Source organism: Vibrio sp. VGrn 2 (genome assembly GCF_009361695.1).
Classification (GTDB): Bacteria; Pseudomonadota; Gammaproteobacteria; order Enterobacterales; family Vibrionaceae; genus Vibrio; species Vibrio diabolicus.
The window spans coordinates 109360-133972 of record NZ_RBWD01000002.1 but is presented as its reverse complement, the minus strand read 5'-3'; the positions used below and the strand labels follow the sequence as shown (position 1 = coordinate 133972).

The 24613-nt window shown below is 44.3% G+C and carries 19 protein-coding genes; 6 read left to right on the top strand and 13 right to left on the bottom strand.

Translation table 11 applies throughout. The features are described from left to right. The first annotated feature begins 199 nt into the window (after nt 1-199). The gene (locus tag D8S93_RS04510) at nt 200-2422 is read left to right on the top strand and encodes a TonB-dependent siderophore receptor (RefSeq protein ID WP_152812193.1); all 2223 of its coding nucleotides are present in this window, start codon (nt 200-202) and stop codon (nt 2420-2422) included. 41 nt (nt 2423-2463) lie between these two features. On the opposite strand, the gene D8S93_RS04505 is transcribed toward D8S93_RS04510, so the two are convergent. The 6 genes from D8S93_RS04505 to D8S93_RS04480 all read right to left on the bottom strand — a co-directional run bounded on the left by D8S93_RS04505 (nt 2464) and on the right by D8S93_RS04480 (nt 10366). After that, nucleotides 2464-3012 carry a hypothetical protein gene (locus tag D8S93_RS04505; protein ID WP_005394187.1) on the bottom strand — a complete coding sequence of 183 codons (549 nt, stop codon included), beginning with the start codon at nt 3010-3012 and terminating at the stop codon, nt 2464-2466. A 251-nt stretch (nt 3013-3263) separates the two neighbouring features. Continuing rightward, nucleotides 3264-5039: an ABC transporter transmembrane domain-containing protein gene (locus tag D8S93_RS04500; protein WP_152812191.1), complete on the bottom strand. Its 1776-nt coding sequence runs from the start codon at nt 5037-5039 to the stop codon at nt 3264-3266. A 3-nt stretch (nt 5040-5042) separates the two neighbouring features. Continuing rightward, a complete protein-coding gene (locus D8S93_RS04495) occupies nt 5043-6782 on the bottom strand; it encodes an ABC transporter transmembrane domain-containing protein (protein ID WP_152812189.1) in 1740 nt (579 codons plus the stop codon). Nucleotides 6783-7054: 272 nt separating this feature from the next. Then, nucleotides 7055-7567 (bottom strand): type II secretion system protein, encoded by a 513-nt coding sequence (locus D8S93_RS04490; protein WP_065646754.1) that lies wholly within the window; start codon nt 7565-7567, stop codon nt 7055-7057. 193 nt (nt 7568-7760) lie between these two features. Next, nucleotides 7761-9104 (bottom strand): sodium/glutamate symporter, encoded by a 1344-nt coding sequence (locus D8S93_RS04485; protein WP_047008748.1) that lies wholly within the window; start codon nt 9102-9104, stop codon nt 7761-7763. 575 nt (nt 9105-9679) lie between these two features. Then, complete coding sequence (locus tag D8S93_RS04480) at nt 9680-10366, bottom strand: DNA-3-methyladenine glycosylase I (protein ID WP_053807378.1); 687 nt, start codon at nt 10364-10366, stop codon at nt 9680-9682. 86 nt (nt 10367-10452) lie between these two features. On the opposite strand from D8S93_RS04480, the gene D8S93_RS04475 reads away from it, so the two are divergent. Beyond that, nucleotides 10453-10647 (top strand): hypothetical protein, encoded by a 195-nt coding sequence (locus D8S93_RS04475; RefSeq protein WP_005394200.1) that lies wholly within the window; start codon nt 10453-10455, stop codon nt 10645-10647. Between the two features lie 98 nt (nt 10648-10745). Here D8S93_RS04475 and D8S93_RS04470 read toward each other — a convergent pair whose 3' ends face one another. From D8S93_RS04470 to D8S93_RS04460, 3 genes are all read right to left on the bottom strand, one after another. Next, complete coding sequence (locus tag D8S93_RS04470; RefSeq protein WP_152812187.1) at nt 10746-13556, bottom strand: Hsp70 family protein; 2811 nt, start codon at nt 13554-13556, stop codon at nt 10746-10748. A gap of 61 nt (nt 13557-13617) precedes the next feature. Then, complete coding sequence (locus tag D8S93_RS04465; RefSeq protein WP_193621577.1) at nt 13618-15585, bottom strand: Hsp70 family protein; 1968 nt, start codon at nt 15583-15585, stop codon at nt 13618-13620. Continuing rightward, complete coding sequence (locus D8S93_RS04460; RefSeq protein ID WP_152812185.1) at nt 15585-16217, bottom strand: DUF2760 domain-containing protein; 633 nt, start codon at nt 16215-16217, stop codon at nt 15585-15587. The genes D8S93_RS04465 and D8S93_RS04460 overlap by 1 nt, the downstream gene beginning before the upstream one ends. Before the next feature lie 289 nt (nt 16218-16506). On the opposite strand from D8S93_RS04460, the gene D8S93_RS04455 reads away from it, so the two are divergent. Together D8S93_RS04455 and D8S93_RS04450 are read left to right on the top strand one after the other, a co-directional pair. Continuing rightward, nucleotides 16507-18048 (top strand): sensor domain-containing diguanylate cyclase, encoded by a 1542-nt coding sequence (locus D8S93_RS04455; protein ID WP_152812183.1) that lies wholly within the window; start codon nt 16507-16509, stop codon nt 18046-18048. An 83-nt stretch (nt 18049-18131) separates the two neighbouring features. Next, on the top strand, nt 18132-18662 hold the full coding sequence (locus D8S93_RS04450; RefSeq protein ID WP_005394213.1) for a 3'-5' exonuclease: 531 nt from the start codon (nt 18132-18134) through the stop codon (nt 18660-18662). A 252-nt stretch (nt 18663-18914) separates the two neighbouring features. On the opposite strand, the gene D8S93_RS04445 is transcribed toward D8S93_RS04450, so the two are convergent. From D8S93_RS04445 to D8S93_RS04435, 3 genes are all read right to left on the bottom strand, one after another. Then, nucleotides 18915-19355: a TerB family tellurite resistance protein gene (locus tag D8S93_RS04445; protein WP_005394215.1), complete on the bottom strand. Its 441-nt coding sequence runs from the start codon at nt 19353-19355 to the stop codon at nt 18915-18917. 189 nt (nt 19356-19544) lie between these two features. Beyond that, the gene (locus D8S93_RS04440) at nt 19545-21485 is read right to left on the bottom strand and encodes an alkaline phosphatase D family protein (RefSeq protein WP_193621576.1); all 1941 of its coding nucleotides are present in this window, start codon (nt 21483-21485) and stop codon (nt 19545-19547) included. A gap of 9 nt (nt 21486-21494) precedes the next feature. Beyond that, entirely contained in the window at nt 21495-21845 is a 351-nt protein-coding gene (locus D8S93_RS04435; RefSeq protein WP_005377676.1) for a hypothetical protein, read from the bottom strand. 238 nt (nt 21846-22083) lie between these two features. On the opposite strand from D8S93_RS04435, the gene D8S93_RS04430 reads away from it, so the two are divergent. Both D8S93_RS04430 and D8S93_RS04425 read left to right on the top strand, forming a co-directional pair. Next, a complete protein-coding gene (locus D8S93_RS04430; RefSeq protein WP_152812181.1) occupies nt 22084-23388 on the top strand; it encodes a MipA/OmpV family protein in 1305 nt (434 codons plus the stop codon). A gap of 62 nt (nt 23389-23450) precedes the next feature. After that, a complete protein-coding gene (locus D8S93_RS04425; RefSeq protein WP_225311865.1) occupies nt 23451-23870 on the top strand; it encodes a hypothetical protein in 420 nt (139 codons plus the stop codon). Between the two features lie 74 nt (nt 23871-23944). Here the strand turns inward: D8S93_RS04425 and D8S93_RS04420 are convergent, their stop codons facing one another. Next, the gene (locus D8S93_RS04420; protein ID WP_046875241.1) at nt 23945-24529 is read right to left on the bottom strand and encodes an FMN-dependent NADH-azoreductase; all 585 of its coding nucleotides are present in this window, start codon (nt 24527-24529) and stop codon (nt 23945-23947) included. Between the last annotated feature and the right edge of the window lie 84 nt (nt 24530-24613).

Below are 24613 nucleotides of genomic sequence, written 5' to 3'. Positions count from 1 at the left end.
ACGAGCTACGCCTCAACCAAGAAAGTAATTATACAAACAAGCTCTCGCAGTGGCATTCGCAACCTATGCGAGTGCTTTATGCAAAACCTCTGGTTTGTCTTTTATGGAAACAACTGGCGATGCCGTAACTCGCTTTTCTTTCAGCGATCGCTGAAGTCATGAAGGGTTGGTTTGGCTGCCGACAAAAAAGGAGAATAATATGACTCGGCAGTTTATGCTGACACCAACGTCAATGGCGGTTGTATTAGCGTTATCAACGCCAAATGTCTTGGCTCAGGAAGATGAAAATATAGTTGTGATTGGACAGCAGCAAGACAGTGCAGTTGGTCCTGATTTTAGTTATCTTGGAGCGAAGAGTCGGGCAGCGACGAAAACTGATATTGCCATCAATGAAACCCCAAGAGCGGTATCTGTTGTTACGCGAGAACAAATGGATGATCGTGCCTCTATTAGCATTTCTGACGCGCTACAGTACACACCAAGTATTCAAACTAATTATTTCGGCGAAGATAACAAGCAAGATTGGTTTATTATTCGTGGTTTTAAACAGGCGAACAGCGGGCTGTATCAAGATGGTACCCGTTTATATTCTTCTGGTTTCTATAGTTGGCAAATAGATCCGTTTACGTTAGAAAGGGTTGAAGTGTTACGTGGTGCAGCGTCTGTTCTTTATGGGCAAAACCCTCCTGGTGGGGTTATCAATGTCGTCAGTAAGCGACCTCAATTTGATGGAGGCTCAGGGCTTGTATCTTTGGAGTACGGTTCTGAAGACCGTAAACAACTTTCTCTTGACGTAAACTCTGAGGTGAGTGAGCAGTTAGCTTTCCGCTTTCAAGGGTTAGCGAGAAAAAATGGGACGAGAATTAGTGGGGTAGAAGCAGAGCGCATTCTTCTCTCTCCATCAATGACGTACAAATTTAATGAGACGTCTGAAATTACCTTTCTAACGAGCTATCAAAAAGACGACTCAGATCCTTATCTGCAATTTTTGCCAGTTGAAGGAACGTTAACGCCAAACAAAAATGGAAAGATCAGTGATAGTTTAGCGATAGGCAATCCCAACTGGGAGACGTTTGAGCGTGAGCAGGTGTCTTTAGGCTATGAGTTTTCTCATGCGTTTAATGATACCACTTCGTTTGTTCAAGCTGCTCGTTACAGTGAAATGGATGTTAAGTTGAGACAAATGTATTCGTACGTTTACTCGGCTGATGTACCTGGATTGGGGCCGATTTTAGATCCATCAAATGAACGCAAGACCATACTTCGGGGCGCTTCAACAGAAGATGGATCATCCGATGCTTTTAATATTGATAATCGTTTGATGCACCAAGTAAATTGGGGAAGCGCTGAGCATAACTTGATGTTGGGTTTAGATTTTCAAATGATCAGTATCGATGGTAAGGACTTTGCGAATGATCCTATCGTTGCTGATGGTAATGCGCTCTTAAACACACCAATGGGAGCTTTGCCTGACCCTAGGTTTAATGTATTTAATCCTACTTATTCGGATAATATAACGTTACTCGATCCGAATACGCTACAGCCATTGAGCGAAACCGATAAGCAAAGAACGAAAGTTGAGAACCGACAGCTCGGTGTCTATTTTCAAGATCATATGCTGATTAACGATAAATGGACAATGTTATTGGGTGCGCGTTACGACGATACAAGTAATGAAGTACATAATGTTACCACGGGTGCTCGCACGAAAGTCGATAATGGAGAGTGGACGTTTAGCGTGGGAACGGCTTATATTTCTGATTCTGGCTTCACGCCATATTTTAGTTACTCTCAGTACTTTGATCCAATTATTCAAGAAGACAGCAATGGTAAGCCAGCGAAGCCGGAAAGCGGTGATCAATTTGAAATCGGTGTAAAATACCAACCGGATTCATTCGATGGCTATTTCAATATTGCAACGTATCGGGCAACAAAAGAAAACTTGGCTCGTATCTACTTGAGTGAATTGACGCAAATAGGAAAAATAGAAAATAACGGCGTTGAGTTTGAAGCTGTAGCCAATGTGACACCCTCTTTAACATTAATCGGAAACATAGCCTATGTTGATGCAGAGATAAAAGAAGACGTCAATAAGACATGGGTTGGCAAAACACCTTCTCAAGTCGCGAATACCGTATCATCAGCTTGGGCACATTATCGTTTCTTTGATGGACCTCTTGATGGCGTTGCTGTTGGCTTAGGTGCGCGCTATACAGGTGAGTCATACGGAGATAATGAAGAGAGACTAAAAGTACCAAGTTACTTTTTAATGGATGCGACGGTCAGCTATCGCATTGGAGATTACAAGCTACAAGTCGCAGCCAAAAATATCACTGATAAAGAGTACATAGCGACATGTGATGGTTTTTGTTGGTATGGCGATCGACAAAATATTATTGCCAGTTTAACTTACGATTGGTGATTTAACGGATAAATAAACACCCCTAGTGTAGGGGTGTTTATTTAGAAATCGGCTTTGCGGACAAAGTGTGGGTTTTTGTACTTTTTCTGCGGACCAAACGATGATACGACGAGCTTGTTCCATAACGTTTTGTCAAACTCACCCTTTGGAATCGAAGGGTAGAGGGTTTCCTCTTCTTCTCTTGCAAAGTTCATGTACTGTTTCTTCTTAATTTGATTGTACTTTTTGGCGATCTGGTTATGTTTCCTTACCCACTCCAGTTTGTAATTGTGGAGCACTTTTTCACCTTCTTCCGCACTCATTCGAGATAGGAATAATCGCTTGTACGAGACCTTTCTGTCCAACATTGTGCGCATGACGGTTTGGATATATTTACCGTGGTGCGTGACAGTAATATCTTTTTCGTCAATAGGAGTGACGCACCAGCCTTTAGGTAAAAAGTCTGGCTTCTTAAATTGCTTATTACGCTCCATTAGCGCCTGATGTAAAACTAAATCAGAGGTGCCGCGGAACGTTTTTTGCCATTTACCGATACGAATTTGAATCGAACCAGGCAAGCGATAGATGTTAGTAAACTTATCTTTGTCCATGGACTTGTGTCATGAGATTAATATGCATTATTAGAAAGTGAAAACAGTCTAGTGCAAAGGGCACCAGACTGAAGTACCGTACGATTTTACAACGACCTTGCGTGATATAGCGAGGGGTTATGTCAATAATAGGTAAGAAATAGAAAATTAGTTCACATTATGAAGAAATTGGAAGCTAATCAGGCTAACTTTTGAAGTTGGGCCGATTATGCCCATGCCTACCAAATAAAAAGAAGGCATGGGTATAAAAATCACACCGCTTCTTCGAGTTGCTTGGTTTCTTCTTCAATCTGCTGTAAATGTCGGTTTGCTTGCTGTAACTGATACATTTGGGCATAACGACCATTTTGTTTCAACAGTGTTTTGTGTGTGCCTTTCTCTACTAACTCCCCATGATGAAGAACAATGATTTGGTTCGCATCCAAAATAGTTGAAAGTCGATGAGCGATAACGACTAGTGTCATGTCTTGTCTGAGTACCGCTAAACTCTTTTGTATTAAAGCTTCTGTTCCTGAGTCAATATTGGCCGTTGCTTCATCTAATATCAATATTTTAGGTTTTACCACAAGCACACGTGCTAACGCTAAGAGCTGTTTTTGTCCAGCAGATAGATTGGTTTCACCTTGACCTAACTGCGTGTCTAGCCCATTAGGATAACGGTGAATTTGCTCTGCCAAACCTACCTTGTCTAACGCATCCCATATTTGAGTATCGTCAACCTCTCGACTAAGAGAGATGTTTTCTCTGACTGAAGCAGGGAGAATGTGCGGATCTTGCTGAACCATTGCCACATCTTTACGAAGGACGTCTTTCCCTAGTGTTTTAAGTGGACGACTATCGATGAGCAGTTCACCACATTGCGTTGGATAAAAGCCCATTAACAGCGACGCTAATGTGCTTTTACCGCTTCCGGTATGCCCGACAAGCGCGATAAAGTCTTGGTGGTTGGCCTTCAACGAAATGTCTTTTAGGACGTCCTGTTTACCATCGTAGCTAAATGTGAGGTCTTTAAGTTCGATAGCACCTGACCTTAATGGCTGATGGTCGTCCCCATAAGTTTGTTCTTTCGCATCAATCAATTCAAACACACGTTCGCTTGATACTAACGCTTGCTGAAGTAGAGCAAGCTGCTGAGTCATTTCAATTAATGGCTCAGTAACGCGCGCAAGATAACTGATAAACGCATACAGTACCCCCACACCAATCAACTCAATACCGTTAAAGCCAAAGATCGCAACCAAGCAAAGTAACGCGAGGCCAGCGAGCAAGTCCATCAATGGTCTTAGCAGATAGCCGTTTAGCCGAATCACTCGTTTAGATGCCACCAAATGCTCTGCGGTTAGCTCGTTGAACTGTTTATTAAAACGCTCTTCTTGTTGCATTAATTGAATGACACTCATCCCTTGAATGGATTCACTCAGATTCGCATTTATATCAGTCAATAGGTCACGCATCTTTCGGTAGCTTTCTGTACTTAGCTGCTTAAACAAGTACATAAAGCCGATGACGATCGGTAGCAATACAAGCACAACAAGTGTGAGTTTCCAGCTCATGAAAAACATAACGCCAAGCATCACCACAATCATGACCACGTTTTTCACCACGGTCGCGATCAAGAGCTCATAAAATTGCTGTAGAGATTCCGTATCGTTGGTGATTCGCGATACCAATTTTCCAGCAGGAGTGTAATCAAACGCAGATAACGGCTGCTTAATCACGCCAGAAAATACTTGCTTACGAATCGTTTTTATCGTGTTAGCCGCGACAATGCTAAATTGCAATGACTGAAAATACTGAAATGTTGCCGATACCATCTGAAGAGCGATATAACCTACTGCTAGCGAAATCAGAACATTCTGTGAATAGTCACCTTTAGCGATGTGCTCATCAATGAAATATTGAATCAACCAAGGGCCGCCAGCGCTGGCTAACGCTGCGATAAACAGCAAAGCAAGTCCTTTAATCATTGGCTTTGGTTGAGATAATGGGTAAGACATCAACCGTTTAAACGTACTGGTCTGGTTCATTCATTATTCCTCCATCGCCTGTTCTAGTTTTTGGTACTCGAACATTTCGGCGTACCATCCTTTATGCGCTAATAAAGCGCTATGTTGCCCACGTTCAGTAATGTGTCCGTGATTCAATACAATGATCTCGTCTGCTGCTTCCAATGCGGTGAGGCGGTGCGCAATAACGATTAGGGCTTGATCACGGTAGTGCGTTTCCAAATTCTTAAGGATTTGATGTTCGGTCCGTCCATCAACAGCGGAAAGTGCATCGTCCAAAACCAACACTTGGGCATTCAACAGCATAGCGCGTGCTATCGCAATACGTTGTTTTTGCCCGCCGGAGAGTGTAATGCCTTTTTCACCGACTTCTGTTTGGTAGCCTTCAGGAAACTTCTCAATATCGTCATGTATACAGGCTAACTTTGCTGCTCTGTAGACTTCTTCCTTTCCCGCGTTAGGGCTTCCTAAGGCAATATTGTCAAAGATAGACTTGGAGAATAGAAACGGGCTTTGATTAACCACGGCAAAGCGGTTGCGCCACTGAGGAAGTAGGGCATCTTTAATCTCAACATCCCCGAATGTAATTGAACCGTTTGTTAGGTCGTGCTGACGCAAAAGCAGCGTTAGCAGGGTTGATTTTCCGCTTCCGACAGGGCCAGCTACTCCCAACATTTTACCGGGTTCAAGTTCGATTTTTATTTCGGCTAAAGCTGGTGGTAAATCACTGGACCAGTGGAAAGCATCGATATCAATTTTTAATGGCAGTGGTTTATCTTCTAATGGTTTATTTCCACTGACAATCTCTGGTGTTTCATCAAAGATCTCTTGTAGGCGATTCCATGCTGCGGAGCCTCGCTCTAAAATATTAAATAAGAAAGCGAAGGCCAGCATAGGCCATATCATTAACCCTAAATACATCGTAAAGGCTGTTAGATCACCAAGCGTGATCTCTCCCTTATCGACAAGGTAAGCACCAGCAGCGACACTGAGAAGGAAAGAGAGGCCGATGGTGAGTTGGATAGCTGGATCAAATCTCGCGTCGACTCTAGCGACGGCGATATTTTTCTGACCGGTATCATCGACTACATCGTCAAAGCGCTGTTGTTCTTGATTCTCTAACCCAAAAGCTCGCAACATTCGCACGCCGTTAAGTGACTCTTGCGTCATGTCTGACATGGTAGAAAAGGCTTCCTGAGCAATGCGGAAACGTTGATGCAGTATACGGACAATAAAAAAGATGATGATTGCAAGAAACGGCATTGGAAGAAGTGCCATAACGGTGAGCTTCCAGCTAACTTGCGTTACCATGATGATTAAAACTGCAATACCCGTGATCAAGGAATCGGCTGCCGTTAAAACCCCTTCGCCGGCTGTCATTACGATGTTACGTACATCATTAGTACCACGCGCCATCAGATCACCGGTCTTATAACGTTCGAAAAATCGGGGTGGTTGTGTCGATAAGTGCCTATAGAGACGATTACGTAGAATGGTTCCGAGTTCCCAGCTTGCGCCGAAAAGCCAAATTCGCCATAAGATACGGCATCCATAAATGGCAAAGATCAGTGCAGTGAGTCCCAAGAGCCACAGAATCAGCGTATTTGTATCTAACGTGTTATCTACGACCCCATCAACGATGATACCGACCGCTTTAGGAGGAACAAGTTGTAGAGTTGATATCACAGCGAAAAGCAAAATCGATCCGACATAATGCTTCCACTTTTGTTGGAAATACCAACGTAACTGCCAGAATATTCTCATCACGCATCCCGCTTTAAATTATTGAATTTGTTATAGAACTATTATTGAGCGAAATGATGAGTTTACAAGCACAAATTATTGGCGGTCGGAAAACGATAGATTGTTTCGATTACGGGCGCGTGCGGTCGCTAATTACTTGTTTTCTCGCTGCAAGCTAACTATGAAACAACATTATGTGAAATAGTTGTTAATAATGGGTTTTAGGGCCAGTATTCTGCTAAAAGCGATGAAAGCACCAAAAGTGCAACTGTTACTTTCACTCACTAGGGGAACTAGCAGTCGTCAGTTTGTATTTTGTAGCTGACTTGGCCTCCTGGAGTTTCTGGGTAGTAAACTTCGACATAACACATATGGTCTGGACCAACAGGTTTGTTTGCAAAGCCGATAAGGAAATAGGGTTCGTCTGGGCTGTCTACCCCGTACCAAGTATTGATAGTGAGTTGAGGGTCGAAACCTGCCAGCTCTTTTGCGGGAATGACATTCTTAATGAATCCAAAGTAACCAATTAGGTCGTTATTGCCGTCATTATCTAGATCAATGTTATATTGTTTGTCGCCATCTACCGTCTCTTGAGATTGAATAACGGCTTTGGTGTACACAAAGTTGTTTGCAGTCATGAGCGCTTCCCTCGCGCCATATAGAACCGCCACTCGAGCATCTTTTTGCAGACCAAGAAATTTAGGAAGGGCAATAACACTAACGACACCAAGGATAATGATGCACACAATGAGTTCAATGAGGGTAAATCCTTGAGAGCGATGCACTGCCTTTTCTCCATGAGTCATGAATAGTTTGGCGGCTATTTTGATATAAAAATGCGCAGGTCAAGTATTAAAAAAGGATGGGAAGGAGTGACCAAGCTTGCAGATCTTAAATATAAAACAAGTTGCTTATTTGTTACATGCTGGTGGGAGGCGGCTATCGAATAAGGGGAGAGAGTTAAATTCGGGAGGATAAAATACCTCCCGAAATGATCAATTAAGACTCGTTTGCGACGGCTTGACCGCTGCGCTTAAATACAAATCGCCAAATGAATAAGACAACGGCAATATAGGTTAGACCAACACCTAACGCTTGCCAGTGCATGCCGTTATACATTGCGATTGGCATAAGCGAGATGATGAAAATGTCCGTAATTGAGCCTGGAACATAAGCGATAGCATAGTCGTCTAACACTTTACTGCGCATTTTGGGGTCGACAATGCGTAATAACGCGATACCCATAGCGACTGTACCTGTTAACCATCCCCAAGAGAAAATGCCTTTCTCAAACCAGTCATCTCCCATGATGCGAGGTGCAACCCAAAAGATAAGCCATAGCGTGAACGCGATACCACCAATTGCGAGCACTACCATTGGCATTAAATACTGCGCTAGAACCGTGATCTTAATCGCTGAAATACCAAAGATGATCAGGTAATCCGTACTAATACCCGCTGCGTGTTTGAATGCGCCGTCACATAGGTAATGAGATGCCTTGGTTTGCTTAGCGATAATTCGAACTAACATACCGCCCAGAAAGCCAGTAACGAAAGTCGGAATTTGTACCTTATCGTGGAAAGAAGATAAGTAGTTGGCTGCTACATAAGAGAAAGCCGTTACCACTACAACCAGCGCCGCGTGAATCGCGAAAGAATCGACTGACAATGATGACATCGTATCTTTCATCACAGGTTCTTGATCGTCAGGCTTCACTAAGCCTTTGCGTTCGTGTTCGTCCATGCTGTCGAATGTCGTAAAGCTACGAATCCAGCCCATTTTCAACGCAAACTGAAGCATTAACATGCCCACAGAGATTGAAATAAAGATCCCAACTGTGGCGAACGTTAAACCGAGCGTGAAGCCATCTTCCCAACCAAGTCCCGTGAAGATTTCACCGACTACAGATGCTGAACCATGTCCGCCCATGAATCCAGCGGACATGGTTACGCCAAATCCAGGATTAATCTCAGGCCAAAAGAAGGTGGTAAGTACTAAACCAAACATTGCTGCAAACAGCCATTGCGACACGGATGCAATTTGGTTAAACGCCCACAATGAGCCTGCTCGTTGAGCAACCACTTTTGGTGACGGGACATCTGTTGCTAAACCCAACGCAGAAAAAAGTGCAGCAGTTAAGAGGCTTGCGTTTGCGGTAAAAGTATCTGTCCAAGGTAATACGTTAAGCAGAGCTGGGCCAAAAATAAGACCAAATAACCCAGCCAATACAGCTGATGGAATGTACATGCGTTGTAGTAAAGGCATATGTACACGAATTACTTTTGCTGCAATTAATAGTAAGCCAGCGATGGCTAAGTCAGTCAGCATTAGACCTTTTGGCATTTCTTGTCCTCCAGTAAATGCGTTCAAGGGGCTCATCCTTTTAACCAGCCTTGATGTAATAAATAACTTCCAGCACAAAACCACGAAAATAGTCACTCATGTGACATCGCGTCATGGTTGTTCTAGTCAGCACTCTATTGCGCTGTCGAATTTGTATTAACGGATCTGTTGATCCTTAAATCTATAAAGTGAGTGCAATTGTTGTGAGTGCTCACGAAGTGTTGAGAAATTTGAATAAATTCCTCGATCAAGTTTCTGATAGTTCACTCAGGAAGGGCGTGTATCCTAGTCAGTTTGTCAGCGCAATGCAATTGAGCGTCATCAATATTTAGTGCCTAAAAACTGGGCACTTGTAATTAAATATTTGATAAATAAAAATATTGAACAAGAAAAATAATTTGTCGATATGATAACTTTTTGTGATTTGAATGGGGATTTTGCCACTTTAAGGAGGGATTTTTTGGAGGAATCGAGAAAGTAGTAATATCAGTAAGAGCTAAAGTAGAGTGATTCGCGCAAATATCATGCGTTATGGGGGGGCCGGAATTTCGCCCCCAGAGCTACAAAGTGCTTGTTTAAATTCGATTGTCACCAGTACTAAACGCGATAATTTGACTGATTTCGGTCAAGCTTCTTCCACTTTCTTGCTGCCACTGAATAAAGGCTTTATTAGCAGAGTCCAAGGACTTTTTCGTGTCTTTGCCGCCTTCAATGATCTTGCAGTTGCGTAAATAAGCTTCGACATCGTTAGACAGAATAAAAGTGTCCACGCCCATTTGGCGTAAAGTGTAAGGGCCTGTATTTCCACCCAAACGACTACCATGCTTCTTCAAGTAGCCCCATAGATCCGTGATCTTTTCCCGAGGCCATTCAGCAATCATGTTACTGAACGAGCCATATTCGATTCTTGCTTCATGGATCATGCGAGCGTTGGCCGGAATTGACATGACTTTAGTGAGGTGGCGAATGATGCGTTTGTCGGTCGCTTTGGTTTCCCATTGTTCGTCTGACAGCATCAACAACGGCTCAATCTTAAATCCGAAGAACACTTCTTCGAAGTTCGGCCACTTGTTGCGAACCACGCTCCACGAAATCCCACTTTGGAATACCTTCATCGAAAAAGCGGCCAGCCAACGGTCATCGGGAATCGCTGCTAATTCCTCTTTACTTAATGGGTGAGACAATAGCGCTTCAAGCTGATCTTCTCCGCCTTTTCGCTTAGCAGCACGTTGATAAATCGCGTCAAATTTTTCGATACTCATAAAAGAAGTTAGTCCTAGTTTATGTCGATATTTGCGAAACATACTACGCTTAAGTGGCTGAATCGTAAATTGATGGAGTGTCACAAATGAAGAAGGTCACATTAACGTTTGTCGGGGAAGGTTCGGAGCGTATCGCGGATAAATTTTATACTTGGCTGGCTGATGGCGGATTAGAAGACAGCTTAATTGAAACTCTATCGGACAGAGAAGTGTCGGTGGTCGGTATTAGCGATATGGATAACGAAACGCGCGATGTAGTGATTACGACAGAAATGAATTAGCGCGTTGTACACGACCAAAACCAAAAGAATGCGATACAACAAAGCCCTTCGTCGGAAGGGCTTTGTACGTCTAACTCGTGTTCTTGTGTAGAGTGGATTTAATGATGAACTAGCGTTAAACCGCTTGGTAAAGCATCACCGAAGACGCGTTTTGATTCGCTTTCTGAAAGCTCTTTCACTTCTTTAACTAGTGATACCCAAGATTCGGGCACTTTACTTTGTTTCAGCTTCGTTAGAACTTGCTCTCGGTAGTCGTCAGAGATATCGAATAGTCGGTCGCCCGTCTTACGACAAATCATTACGGCTGCGAAAGCGATCATTGGCTCTTTCTGCCAGTTCTGCTCTAACAGCTTAGGCAACCACTGTTCTGCTTGTTCACGAGGAATGACGTTGTGCTGGCTGCCATAAAGTGGTGTGCGAGAAGCCAAACGTCCCATCGCCCACCAGTGCGCTTGTTCAAACTGGTTTTGGTTGATCGCTTTACTCAAGAACCACGTTGCCAATAGAACTTTATCTTCCACTTCTAGATGCTCCAGAGAGGCTGAAAGACGCACCATGGATTCGTAACCCATGTCTTGTGCCGCTTTGGCGGATTGTGGGTTTTTCATCGCACCAGGGTGTAAGTATTTCGCGATGTCTGCCAAAATGGTTTCTTGTTGTTCTTGGCTTAGACCGCCCGCGATACGTCGCCAGAATACCCACCAGTCTGTCCAGCCTTGATGGTTTTTGAACTGAATATTTTGTTGATACAGTCCCCAAACTTGCTCGATGCGCCATGAGTCGGTTGGATCGCCAAAGCCCGGACGCAATGCAAAGCCCGCCAAACGAAGCCAGTTTTTCTCGTGCTGTTCAGAACGACGGCGACGCTTACGACCTTGTGCAAAAGTATCGAAAAGTTGACGGAGTGTGGTGAAGTCCCATTCGTCACGTTTGCCGAGCTTCTTCTCAAGGTCTTTGGCTAAGGTTTTGATCTCTTTGCCTTCTGCGCTTTTCTTATTACCGCTGTAAAGGCGAGCGATCAGCTCCTTACATTCGTTCAGTTTAGGGTGAAGCTTAACTTGCTCGCTGTCATCGGTTTGCTTGTTACGGACTTCAAATTCGAGTTCCCAACGTTTGTTGTCGTCTTCTGCGCTGACACACTCCATCTTAAGAGTGCCAACTTCTGTTAGTTGACAAGCCAATTGCACTTCGACACGTTCTTTCTGGTTAGCTTGTAACTCTGCGCCTTCACCTTCAAGTGTCGTGATGTAAGGCGGTAGCGGAGCAAACAAGTCTGGGTCAACATCAACCATCACGCCATTTTGAATGGCGGTGTTATTGGTTAAGGTATCGTGGGTAGAAGTCAGCAGGTTAAAGCGAACGGGTTCACCTAGGGTAAGCGAGAAACGACGACCGCTTAAACGGATCTCATGGCCTTCTTCTGTTCCTTTTGCAAGTAAACAGAGGGCTTTACCCATTTTGTTTTTTTCTTGAAGATGCAAGAAGTAAGAACGCGCTGCACCACCACCAATTTTAAGCTGTGCACCACGACGTGCTTTACCAAATGCTACAGCACCTAATGCAACAGACCAATCTGGATGTGGGTTATCTAATACCGTAACTGGTGCGCCGCGCCAGTCAGAAAGTAGGGCGGTGACACGTTCAGTCACCAGATCACTGTTAAACACGCCTCCGTTCAACAACACGCCAACTGGAATCGCGTTTTGTTTATCGTTTTCAATGCCAAGAGCGGCACGAGCGACTTGCTGGTGCTGAGTTAAGAACTCGGCAACGTGCTTGCTCACCGCTGGGTCAGCAACGTATGGAAGGCCAAACTCGACAACCGCGCTGCGGCGTTTGTCTGGTACTTCACTGAAATCAGAAAGCGGGAAGAAGCCATCTAATGCGATTTGGTGCACTTCTTGTTTGCTTAGAGCAATACTCTTTGTGCCCCCAAGTAGCTTAGAGCCGCTACCTAACATGGTGATTTTCACTTCTTCAGGTGCACTCGCTGAAAGTAGGTTTTCTTTCGCCTTGCGAGTTTGCTGAATTAGCTTTGTTAGGCTTGCTGCAGTGAGCTTCTTACTTTGATTGAAGCGGCTTTCTGCAAGGTGTGCTAATGCTAAGTCGAGGTTATCACCACCCAGCATCAAGTGTTCGCCAACGCCAATACGATCAAGGGCTAGCTCATCTTGAGTAGAGAAACTTGCTTCAATCAAGCTTAAGTCGGTGGTACCACCGCCCACATCGCACACCAGAATCAGCGGTAACTCTTTGAGCTCATCAGCTGCGGTTTTCTGATGGCGTGCGTACCAGTCGTAACATACGGCTTGTGGCTCTTCGAGCAGGACGATTTTCTTTAAACCTGCCAACTCTGCGGCTTCAAGCGTGAGCTTACGAGCCGTCTCATCGAATGATGCTGGAACAGTCACAATTACATCTTGGTCTTCTAGCTTGTTGCTAGGATGACGGTAGTTCCATGCTTGACGAATGTGGTTGAGGTAGCTTGCGCTGGCAATGACGGGTGAAACTTTATCCACGTCTTGCGCACCAGCCCAAGGAAGAGTGTCTGAGCTACGATCAACTGCTTGGTGCGATAGCCAGCTTTTTGCACTGGATACCTGACGTCCTTCCACCTTCGCGCCTAATTCACGAGCCCATTCACCAACGATGACATTGTTAATGTCGCCAGCAACAGGTTCGTTGTCCCAAGGAAGAGTGAGGTCAGAATGGGAGATTTGACCTACAGCTGGATGATAGCGGAAAGAGGGCAGAAGTGGTTTACGAACGACTTCGCCCGGACCAATCAGTTGGTCGATGTCAAATAGGGATACTTCGGATTGTTCAAGGTTGTCGGTGATTTCACAGTAGGCCACCACAGTGTTTGTGGTGCCAAGGTCAATACCAACAAGGAAACGAGGAGATGCCATACAAAACCAAACCTTCGTGTATTTAAAAACGGCACCCGATTGGATGCCGTTTGACTTCTAATTATTGTTCTTCGTTTGAGTCACTTTTCGCGTCTTCGCGCACATCGAACTCAACATGCCATTTTTGCCCGTTATCAGCGGCAATGGCTTCTAAGTAAAGCGTACCAAGCTCTGTGACGCGAGAGGCTAGGGTAACTGGAACCACTTCACCTTCACGACGACCTTCAGATACAGGCAGCGTTACTTGAATTTCTGGAAGCTCTTCAAGCTCTTCTGGTGCCCAGTAGTCAAGGTGAGTACCTGCTAGGTCGTCACGACGAACGGTTGAACCGAAGAATTGGAAGTTAACTGGCTGGCCGATGATCAAACCAAACTCTTGGCTTGGTACGTCAACGCTTGAGCCTTCTTCCATACCAAATGGTGCTACACACAGTGCTTCCATTGGAGGCGCCATACCCGGAATCGCAGGCATCGCACTTTCGATACCCACGTAGTACGCCGAAGCAATACCGCCGCGGATACGAACGCCTTGACCACGACGCACAGAGCCGTAGTAAGCCGCACCGCTAGCAACCGCAAGGTCTAGATCCACACCTGTTAGGCGTTTCGCCATTTCTGCGTCTGCTTCAATTAGCCATTCGTTAATCGTGTCTTCTAGACGAGTGGCTAGAAGTTTTGATTTCAGCACACCACCGTTGAATAGGATTGCCGTTGGTTTGATGAAGTCAGCCGATTGCGCTGCATCCGCGCCTGGCATACCTGGCATGTTTGCAAATGGGTTGAAATCTTGAGCTTGCGCTGATTCACCACCGCTTTGCGCGTGTGCTTGCTTAGACAAGAACGCTGCAATGTGGCGAGTAATACCCGCATCTTGTGCGTAAGGCAGACCCATTTGCGTTAGTGCGCCACGGTTACGTTGAACAGGGTGGTCCGTAATCGCAACTTGAGGGAAGAAGCCGTCAACCAATGTTTGTTGTACTTCTTCTTGAGTCAGTTCTGTCTTCAACGTTGCGCCAAGCAGTTTAGAACCGCGGCTTGGTACTACGATTGGTACTGACTGAAGTTCGCTGTCGTTCAATAGCGCTTCTTTCGCGTCACGACATGCGTGCGTCATCGCCTGAACTTGCCACGGCTGTAGCTCTTTGCCTTCTTGCGCTAGCTTCATCTTCAAGCGGTACGCAAGTGCAAGGTCCATGTTGTCACCGCCAAGTAGGATGTGTTCACCTACCGCGATACGGTTCAAAGTTAGGTTGCCGTCGTCTTCAGTTACTTCAACCAAAGAAAGGTCGGTTGTACCACCACCGATATCGACCACAAGCACAATGTCGCCAACTTCAACTTCGTCGCGCCATTTGTCGTTGCTGTTATCAATCCAGTTGTAAAGTGCAGCTTGTGGCTCTTCTAGAAGCGTTAGGTGCACAAAACCAACGTTGCGTGCTGCTTCTGCTGTTAGATCGCGAGCAGCAGGATCAAAAGAAGCAGGAACCGTAATGATAACGTCTTGATCGGCAAGGTTGTGATTTGGGTTTGCGTGATTCCAAGCATCTTTTAAGTGCTCAAGGTATAGCTCGGTTGCGCGAAGAGGGGATACTTTTTCCACTTCTTCTGGGCTACCCGCTGGTAGAAATGCGTCACGACGGTTTACACCACCGTGGCAAAGCCAAGATTTCGCACTTGCAACAAGACGAATTGGTGTTTTTGAACCTAGGTTACGTGCAATTGCACCAACTAAAGCTTTTGGCTCACTTGACCACGGAAGAACACGTGATTGCGGGTTCATTTCGTGTTCGTGTGGTTGATAAAGGAAAGAGCCAAGTTGGCTACGAGTCTCTACCGTACCCGGCGCAGTCAGCTGTGGGATAGGCATTACTTCAACGCGAGCATCTTCGTCGTGCGTATCAACAAAAGACATCACGCAGTGTGTGGTACCTAAGTCGATACCGACGCTGAATTTAGGCGTCTGTTGTTCTTGAGCAAACGCTTGGTTATTCGTTTCTTGAGAATGATTTTCTTGGTTCATGTGTTCCATTACAGCTCAACCTCGGCTGGAGCAATCACAGATGCATCGTAGTTTTCAGCCAGTTTAGGCAGGTTCATAGACGTTGCCTTCCAACCTTTGTGAACTAGAGTGCCGTGGAACGGCGCGCTGCCTGTCACGTTACCAGTTAGGCGGATTTCTTGTGGGTTGAAGCCTTCTTCAACCGTAATACGAGTTTCTTCGTCTTCGTTGCGAACGTGCGCAAGTGTCACGTAATCGTTCAATACTTTCTGCCCACCAGTATGAATTACGCGAGCTGCTGCGCCTACTTCTTCATCAGAGAACGAAGTTAGGTCTTCTTGTAGGAAGTCGATCAGACGAGCTTCTTGTTGCATGATAGAGAGTAGCTGCATTGCAGAATCAGTAGAAGCTGTTGCGAGTTTCGATTCAACTTCAACGACTTTTTCTACGACTTTCTCAACTTCAACGACTTTTTCTACTTCGACGATCTTCTCAACTGGCTTCTCAACTTCGACGATTTTCTCGACCGGTTTTTCTACGACTTTCTCAACCACTTTTGATTTGCGAGAGACCGCGACTAAAAGAAGCAAAACGCTCGATGCGGTTAGGCCAGCGTGAAGCATATCGAACGTTTGAGGAATTAGGTTCAAATCAATGTTCATGACGTTTTTTCTCTTTCTATTGATTATTGGTGCTCAGTATTGGCTCATATGTGTTCACTAAAACGATCGTCTTTGCGATCTTGCACCAAGTTTAGACATTAAAATGATGACGGATGGTAGCATATTCAAGGCTTAAGGCTGTAATAATTCGTGACTATACCGTACGAACAGCGTGAAAAATCGACGATCGGACTGCCCAGCATAGGTTGTTGCTTGATGTTTGTGCGTTGCTAACGCAGTATTTCAATAGATCCCGAAGTTTAACTTACGGAAGTATCAAAATTACGATATGACACAAAGCACCGCTCACAAGAGCGTTATCAAACGACATTCAGACTCTATTCTAGCTTTTGCAGCGACGTTGTGTGTCACTGCTGGTGTGGTCGGTGCTGCTTATACGATGCAGCAACGGTATACGCAGACGACGTTTGATACTTTAGCTGACCGACAAGCAGAATCACTGAAAGCAAACGTCGAAAATGATTTAAAGTTCATTGGTGCAGGTGCAAACTTTTTTCATTCGATTGAACGCACCTATTGGTCTTCGTTCCCAATGTATGCGGAACAAGTAATCAATAGCTCGCGAAGTCTAATTGGACTTCAATGGATGCAAAAGGTCGAATTCGAAGACCTTGATGAGCATATTTTAAAGACCCGTCAAACATTTCCTAATTTCCAACCGTTTACCGTTCCTAAAGATGGCCCCAAAACCTACGGGTACATTTTTGAACACAAAGAGCCAATTTTTATCGCATCGGATATTTATCCAAGAACACCAGAAAACCTTTCTCTATTAGGTTTCTATTTTTCACGTAAACGCTTCGATCTCATCTTGGATGATATATCCACAAATGGGCGAGCAAATGTCTCGGATAAAGTTCGCTTACTGCAAGATGGGTATGACAAGTCCATTCCTAAAACTGGGCTGCTAGTGTTCCATCCAGTGTTTGACTTCGAGAACAAACATTTATTAGGTGTAGTGACAGGGGTGATTCGAAGTACGGTTTACTTTGAGGATTTGATCACGAAAACCGCGACTGAGCTAGATATGTCGGTGCGCGTAGAAGATTTAGGCTTTGACGCAGCAGATGACCCCGTTCTCTTCCAAAGTTCAAACTGGGATAACATTCGAGGAACGGTTATAAGCCGTACTATTCAACTGCCTAATCGTGAGTGGCGGATTGATTTTAAACTTTCTGATGCCGTCTCTGCTTGGGAGCGTTCTATTTTAGCGGGCACGACATTAGCCGGGTTGGTAATCGCCTTTTTGATTAGTTGGATTGTGAATTTACAGTCGCGAGAAAAAGAGCGCTTGGCGGTCATGTTAGAGCTTAAAACCGTCGAATTAAAAAGGATGGCTGAGCGTGACCCTCTAACTCAGTTACTCAATCGCCGAGCGTTTAACGATCATTTGCTTAGCCAGATAAACAAAGGTGTTAGCTTCGCATTGGTTGGTTTTGATATCGACCACTTCAAAGTTATCAATGACAAGCACGGTCATTTAGGGGGAGATGAAGCATTGCAGCATGTGACTAAGCTAGTCAGTGCGAATCTAAAGCCTGGAGACCGATTTTATCGTGCTGGTGGTGATGAGTTCTGTATTATTTCTAAAGTCATTGATAAAGAAGTACTGGAAGCTTATCTGGAAAAGTTGCGGAGCATCGTGGCAAATACGGCTTTTGACTATGGCGATGCTTCAATCATTTGCACGTTAAGTATCGGCGCGGCTGTCCATAAAGATGAAGATCCTGAAAGCTTGTATCACAAAATGGATAATCAACTTTATTTGAGTAAAAAAAACGGTCGTAATAATGTGTCGATTGGCGATTAAATGGGCGCGCAAATTCGAGTTTTACACCGTGTTACGGTAGAATCCCACGCTTTAAAATTTTATGTTAGGAATCAAGACAAACTATGAACCATAACCGTATTGTATGCTTCGATTTAGAAATGTGTTGCTGGAACGAAAATGGTGTCGGCAGCACGGGTGAAATTATCGAAGTTGGGTTGGCTGAAATAGATTTGTCTAGAGGCGAGATAGTCAAGCGAGCTCAATACTACGTAAAACCTGAACATGATGAAGTTTCGCTGTTTTGTGCCGAGCTAACAGGTATTACGCCACGTAAAATTGAAAAACAAGGACGCCCATTAGAAGAAGTGCTTAAATCCATGGTTAAGAACTTCGGTGGTCGAAACAAGATTTATGCATCATGGGGCCGAGATGACCTCATCCTGCTTGAAGAGTGTAAGCAAAAAGGTATTGAAGCGCCATTTACGGAGTTCATCAACTTAGCGACGCTTTATCGCATTCAAAATCGTCTTAAGGATAAGCGTATTGGTCACCGAGCCGCTCAAGAAGCAAAAGGCATTGATTGGGAAGGGCGCCAACATTCTGGTTATGTGGATGCGTACAATTTAGCTAAGCTCGCTCTGACTATGCTTTAATGGTCCGCTATAGATAGGCAAACTTGTAATCAAATCGTCATTCAACCATTGTCGTTTTGTCATGGAATCTGTTTAGTGTAGAGCTCGTCAAACACATTCATATCTTGACCAGTATTTTAATAACAATGTCGTTGGCTTATCGAAAAAACGCGCGTAATGCGCGTTTTTTTATGGCTATAGAACTCAATCTTCGCCATCATTTCACGGTAGACTTGAAATAGCTTGCGCGACTTACATGTTTACCTTGTTTCCTTACTGAGATTGCAACTTTGCTCGAATGAACTCACTGTGATCAACGTAGAGTAGTTCTGCTGTTTTGCGGATCACTGCATCTTCTAGTGGATCAATTTCGCCATCGGCATACGCCACTTCCCACATGCTTTTGATTAAGTTGTAGCGTGTTTCTTGAGTCAATTCTCTCAGTTGAGAAGTAAAATCGTACAGAGACGCGGAGTCTTTTATTTTCTGTTGCGCTTGCTCTAACAAAGCATTTGATTCTTCTTCATTTAATGACAGAAGCTTCATCAATAATGAACGCTTTGTTTCTTGCTCTTTATCATCGACGTTATGGTCTGCGCCAGATACTTCACACAGCAAGCACGCGATAGCCATATTCGGAGAGAGTGTGTTGGTTTGGCTTAAATCAGAGCCTTCAATGAGCTGTTTAAATAATGAGGTGAGAGAGTTAAACATATTGAACACCGAGCTATTGTTTATTTGGTTAACATGGTCATAAATACGGTAGATCTCAAGGTGTGGTATCAAATTTAGCACGCCGTTGACAGTCAAGAGCTTTGCTCATCTACCCAAATCCCTCGTACTTTTAAGTTCAGTCAAAATGACTTGCCTTCAAGAAAGGGCAAGTCATTTTGGGAGCGAGATTTAGCCTTCTGCACGAGTTGGTGGAAAATGTACCTCTTCACCATCGCTCGTTAGAATGCTAATTTGACTCGGCTTTCCTTCGTCATCAAGACGCAGCTCACCAATGGCGCTGTGGTTAACTAAGCGATAAAAATTGTGCGTACTTGGTGCGCGTTTGTAGATCTTTAGCCGCTTACGTTTTGTAAACCAGTTTAAAGGCGAACGAGGGCTATATAGCAGTCTATCTAGACCATCACAAATATTGAGCAATTGGGTTGGGAACTGATTTTTAATCCCGCTACAGGTGATTTGATAGATATTCGGACTATTTTTTCGATAGCGGAGCTTAATATCGTATGCAAAAGAGTAGTGCACGTCACCAGAGAGAATAACGAAATTGGTCGGCGTCTTAGTATGTGTAAAAATACTAATAAGCGTATTCGCACTTCCGGGGTGCGCCATCCAGTTTTCAGCATCGACCATTAATGGTTTACCAAGCATCGTTACTACTCGCTGCAGTGCTTCGATAAATTTCACTCCGAACATCGGCGCGGCAGAAACAATGATAACTTTGTCTTGATGAACAAGTTCTTGGTGGAACTCAATCATTGCTTCCCAGTCCATTAACCCAGAGGGCTTGTTCATTTTAGACTCAGAACGCCAGCGTCTGGTTCGCGTATCTAGCACGACAACTTTTGGCGTCGTCGGAATGGTGTAATGCCAATTCTCAAAGCGATACAAATATTGAATAAATGCATCTTGAGTTTGTGAGGAACGCTCGTTGAAAAAGCGTTGAGCGATACTCATAAATTCATCATTGAATTTTTCTGGCGCGTTTCCCCACCCTTGGCAGAGCCAGTAGGCAATCAGGCTGTTGCCTATAATACGTTTTGCAAAGGCGTTGCTGTACGCGGCTTGTTCCCAGCCTATGGTAAGGTTCCAATCGTCGGTGACATCGTGATCATCAAAGATCATGTAGGTTGGAATGTGAGCAAGTAGGCGTTGAACATTATCTAGACCTGAGACGAATTTATCTATTTGAGCTTTTTCTTCTCGCCATTGCTGTTGCCATTTGGGGTCGAGAGTTGCTCCGCCGACAGTAAACTCATTTTCTAATAAGCGATCTGTCCGAATGAGCTTCCATAAGGTTGGAGACCAAACCAATAAGTACATTGCAAAGCATTCGGCAAAGCTTATTAGATGGTTTTCACACTCTTTGGCGCTGAATATTGGCGTCCCTCTGTGCGGGAAAAACGTACTCAGTAAACTGCCATCATTCACATAATGAGGCAACAATTTGTCCCGACCATAATAACAAGCTGAGTGCTGGTAGAGGGCATTGGTATTTTTTATCGGCGCTTGCTCGAATTCTTCGCCCGGTAAACCGAGTAGGGCAATGACTTGTTCGATGGCGTCCAGAGTAGGGCCTGCAACATGGTCTGCGTAGATTTGGTCACCACTCATGATGAGCATATCTGGTCTTTCTTCGATGGTTTGAGATGCGATTTTATGATCCGCAGCGACCAATGTATCTTTACTGAAGTGGTGGGGATTCCGGCACGAGCCATGCAGAACATAATCTGCTTTTTCGCTGATTAGGAACTCAACGCCCAAATTTGGACAGTTATCTCGTTCATAAGTCAGATGAGGAAGCAGTTCCGTTACTGAGCCGTGTTGCGTTTGTATTTGATAGCGTAACGTTTGATGGGTCGGAAACTCGCCCTTTAATTGCAACAAACAGCACCACGCATTGAGACCGATTTGAAGCTGTTCTTTTTGCTCACTTAAGGGGGCTTGATGAAGGACGGAGGCGTTTTCATCCGTAATTTGCACCATACCCTCCAAGCGTTGGGTGGTGACTAACCAAATATTGATTTCAGTTGCGGTCACTTTGCGCAAAATCGGACCTGCAACGATAAGAGGAAGTGAAGATGTTTCAGTCGTATTCATCAATGCTGGCAAAACGGCTCCTTATGTGTCAGCTTCTTCTTCTAATATTTCGATAACTTGTGAACTGCTAAGTTCATGTCCCATAAGGAATAAACCTAGCATGGCATCGGCTTTTGACGCGTTATCACTGTCTTCATCCAAAATCTGCTGAAGTCGCGTTCTGATTAGATCTATTTCGTGCTCGACGAAGCCGCGTCCCTCTTCGTCTCCCTGACCATCTTCTGGAGCATTATCAAAGTGCAAAAATAACATGTCACCATCAAGTTGAGTCCCTATCAACCTTTCAGGCAGCCATGCTTCTCCCATCACAATGTCTGGGTCCGTGTCTGCGGGTAAATGATTCAAGGTAGAGATAAGTTCTGATGCTTTCACTTTTTTACTTCATTATGTTTGATTTAGAACTAAGCTAGAGTTTTAAGAGCTTGTTACGATAGTAAAAATATTCACAAATAAGCTCATCTAGTCGTGCAATATTAATATAATCTTGGGACTCAAACTGTCACGAGGATGACAACATTTGTCATTGTAACGGCTATCATCAGAAGAACATAAGCTTTAAATGGCAAATCATTGATGTTTGCCTGCTTCTCAACCAACATTTTTCGAACTCATGAAGAGATTAATTCTAACAACACTCACTTTGCCTTTAGCTGCGATGGCTTCTTCTGCGTATGGTGTAGAAGAGCAAACATGGGGAATTGCAGCGATGTATCGCACCGCATCGATCCCGTTTTATACCCCCGATAATGACTCGACGGTGAGTACATTTGTACCAATGATGTTCTTTGAAAACGAGCATTTGTATATCAATGGCATTGAAGGCGGCGTTTTTCTGTATGACGAGAGTGATTCTGACTGGCGCGCGAGTGCGATCATGCGATTGAGATTTGTTGATATTCCCATGTCGCTACAAAATGCCAATGAAGGGGACAGAGTCGACTTTGGTGGTCAAGTTCGTTATAGCATTAACGACAACTGGCGCGCGGAAGTAGAACTAATGACGGACGATGAACTCCAGTTTCACTCTAATTATCGCCTTGCCGCTAATTATGCGTTTGGTGATTGGGAGTTAGAGCCATCTATCACGATTCGATACAAAGACGCTGACTTCAACAGTGAATATTATGCGTTTAAAGATGTTACTGGGGAAAGAATTGGAGCAGGACTTGACGCCAACCTCGGCATCAAAGCGCGTTATCATGTGACTTCCAACTTGTATTTATTGGGGGAGACGAGTGTCACTCGCTTAGATGATAATGCTTACAACAGCCAGCTTGTAGAAGACCGATATCAAGGTGAAGTGTTTGTCGGTTTTGGTTTTTTCAACGATAAAGGCAAAGCTCCGAAATCAACACTGAGGAATAAACCATACCTACGTATCGCGCATGGTTGGGCGACGCCTTCAAATATTGGTGAAATATTTAGCTTTGAGAGAGAAAAAGACCCATACAACAATCAACTTACTTCACTGTTTTATGGGCACCCGCTAACGGACGAGTTGTTTGGTTTTCCTCTTGATATTTATTTAACGCCAGGTTTGGTTCATCACTGGTCGTCCAGTGTACAGTCCGCGAGCACAGAATACGTGATGGCGATTAAGGCTTATTATACCGTTAATTGGCCAACGACTTGGCGATTTGGTGTTGCGGAAGGTATGTCATACGTCGACAACATTACCTACATCGAAGGAACCGAAATGGAAGACAAGGGTTATACACCAAGTAAGCTACTGAACTACTTAGACTTCTCGTTTGATGTAAATATAGGTGACTTATTCAACCAAAAAAACTGGGAAAATATGTGGGTGGGTTATTCATTGCATCACCGCTCAGCAATTTTCGAAAGTGCGTCCCAGTTTGGGCGCATTAAAGGCGGGAGCAACTACAATACCATTTACTTCCAGTTCGAGTTTTAGAGCATCGTAAGATGCATATAGGTCGGATTTGCAACTGACTTCTTTATCACCCATTATGAGTAATGATGAATAATACAATGCTGCTTTCAACGCGAACCTTCGTGTATCGTGCCAAAGTTAAGGCTGTTTGTGATGCATCTGATGAATCGGATGGCATGAGCACCATGAGTATCGACTCCTCATTCAATATTCAAATTGAGGCGATAAACTGTACCAACGATGAATTTGCCAAGCGTTTTTTTGTCGTCCACGGGGAAGGGCATTTAGAGGGGGATGAATGGTTAGTGTTGTACGTCAATTCTCTTGAGGTTGACGTTGGAGACGATCTCGAAATTCCGAGTGATGTCGCGTTTGATGCGATGATTGAGAATATGATAAACGAAGCCGAGCAGTCTTTGGAAAAGCTCTATCACGAAGCGCTACACAACTTAGAGAAAGTGAATCGCTCTGGGAGAAATAAGATAATTTCTAAACACGATTAGGGTATTTTGATCGACAAGGGATTGGCGCGAACCAATCCCTTGTTATTTACATTCTTCTATCTAGCTTGGCCAATTTACGCTATCGCTGCAAGTTGGCTCTGCGCTTCAGAAATGCCTTTCGCAGCGAAATCTTCACCCATGTTTAGCGCTTCCGCATAAACAAATTCCACATCAGTGATACCAACGAAACCTAGCACGGTACGCAGGTATGGTGTGACGTTGTCAGTTGGTGAATCTTTATGGATACCACCGCGAGTCGTGATGACAATCGCTTTCTTACCTTCGATCAGGCCTTGAACGCCGTTTTCAGTGTATTTGAATGTCACGCCAGCACGAGCAATCAAATCAATCCAGTTTTTAAGCTGAGTTGGAATTGTAAAGTTATACATTGGTGCGGCAATAACCAAAGTGTCTGCGGCTTTTACTTCTTCAATAAGGGTATCCGACAGTTCGACAACCGCTTGTTGTTCTTGTGAAAGATCTTCCGTTGCGCGAAGTGCAGTGGCAACGGCGAAGTCCAAAACTGGTAATGGGTTTGCAGCCAAATCACGAACAGTTAGCTTGTCTTGGTCTACATTTTTGATGAAGTCTTCAACCAGTTTGTTTGATTGAGAGTAATCGCCAAGGATGCTTGATTTTAGAGCTAGTACACGAGACATAATGGTTATTCCTTAAATAAGTGCTTTTGACTATGGGAGCCATTATAAGCGAGGCACGTTGGTTAAAAAGTATAGGGATTCGCT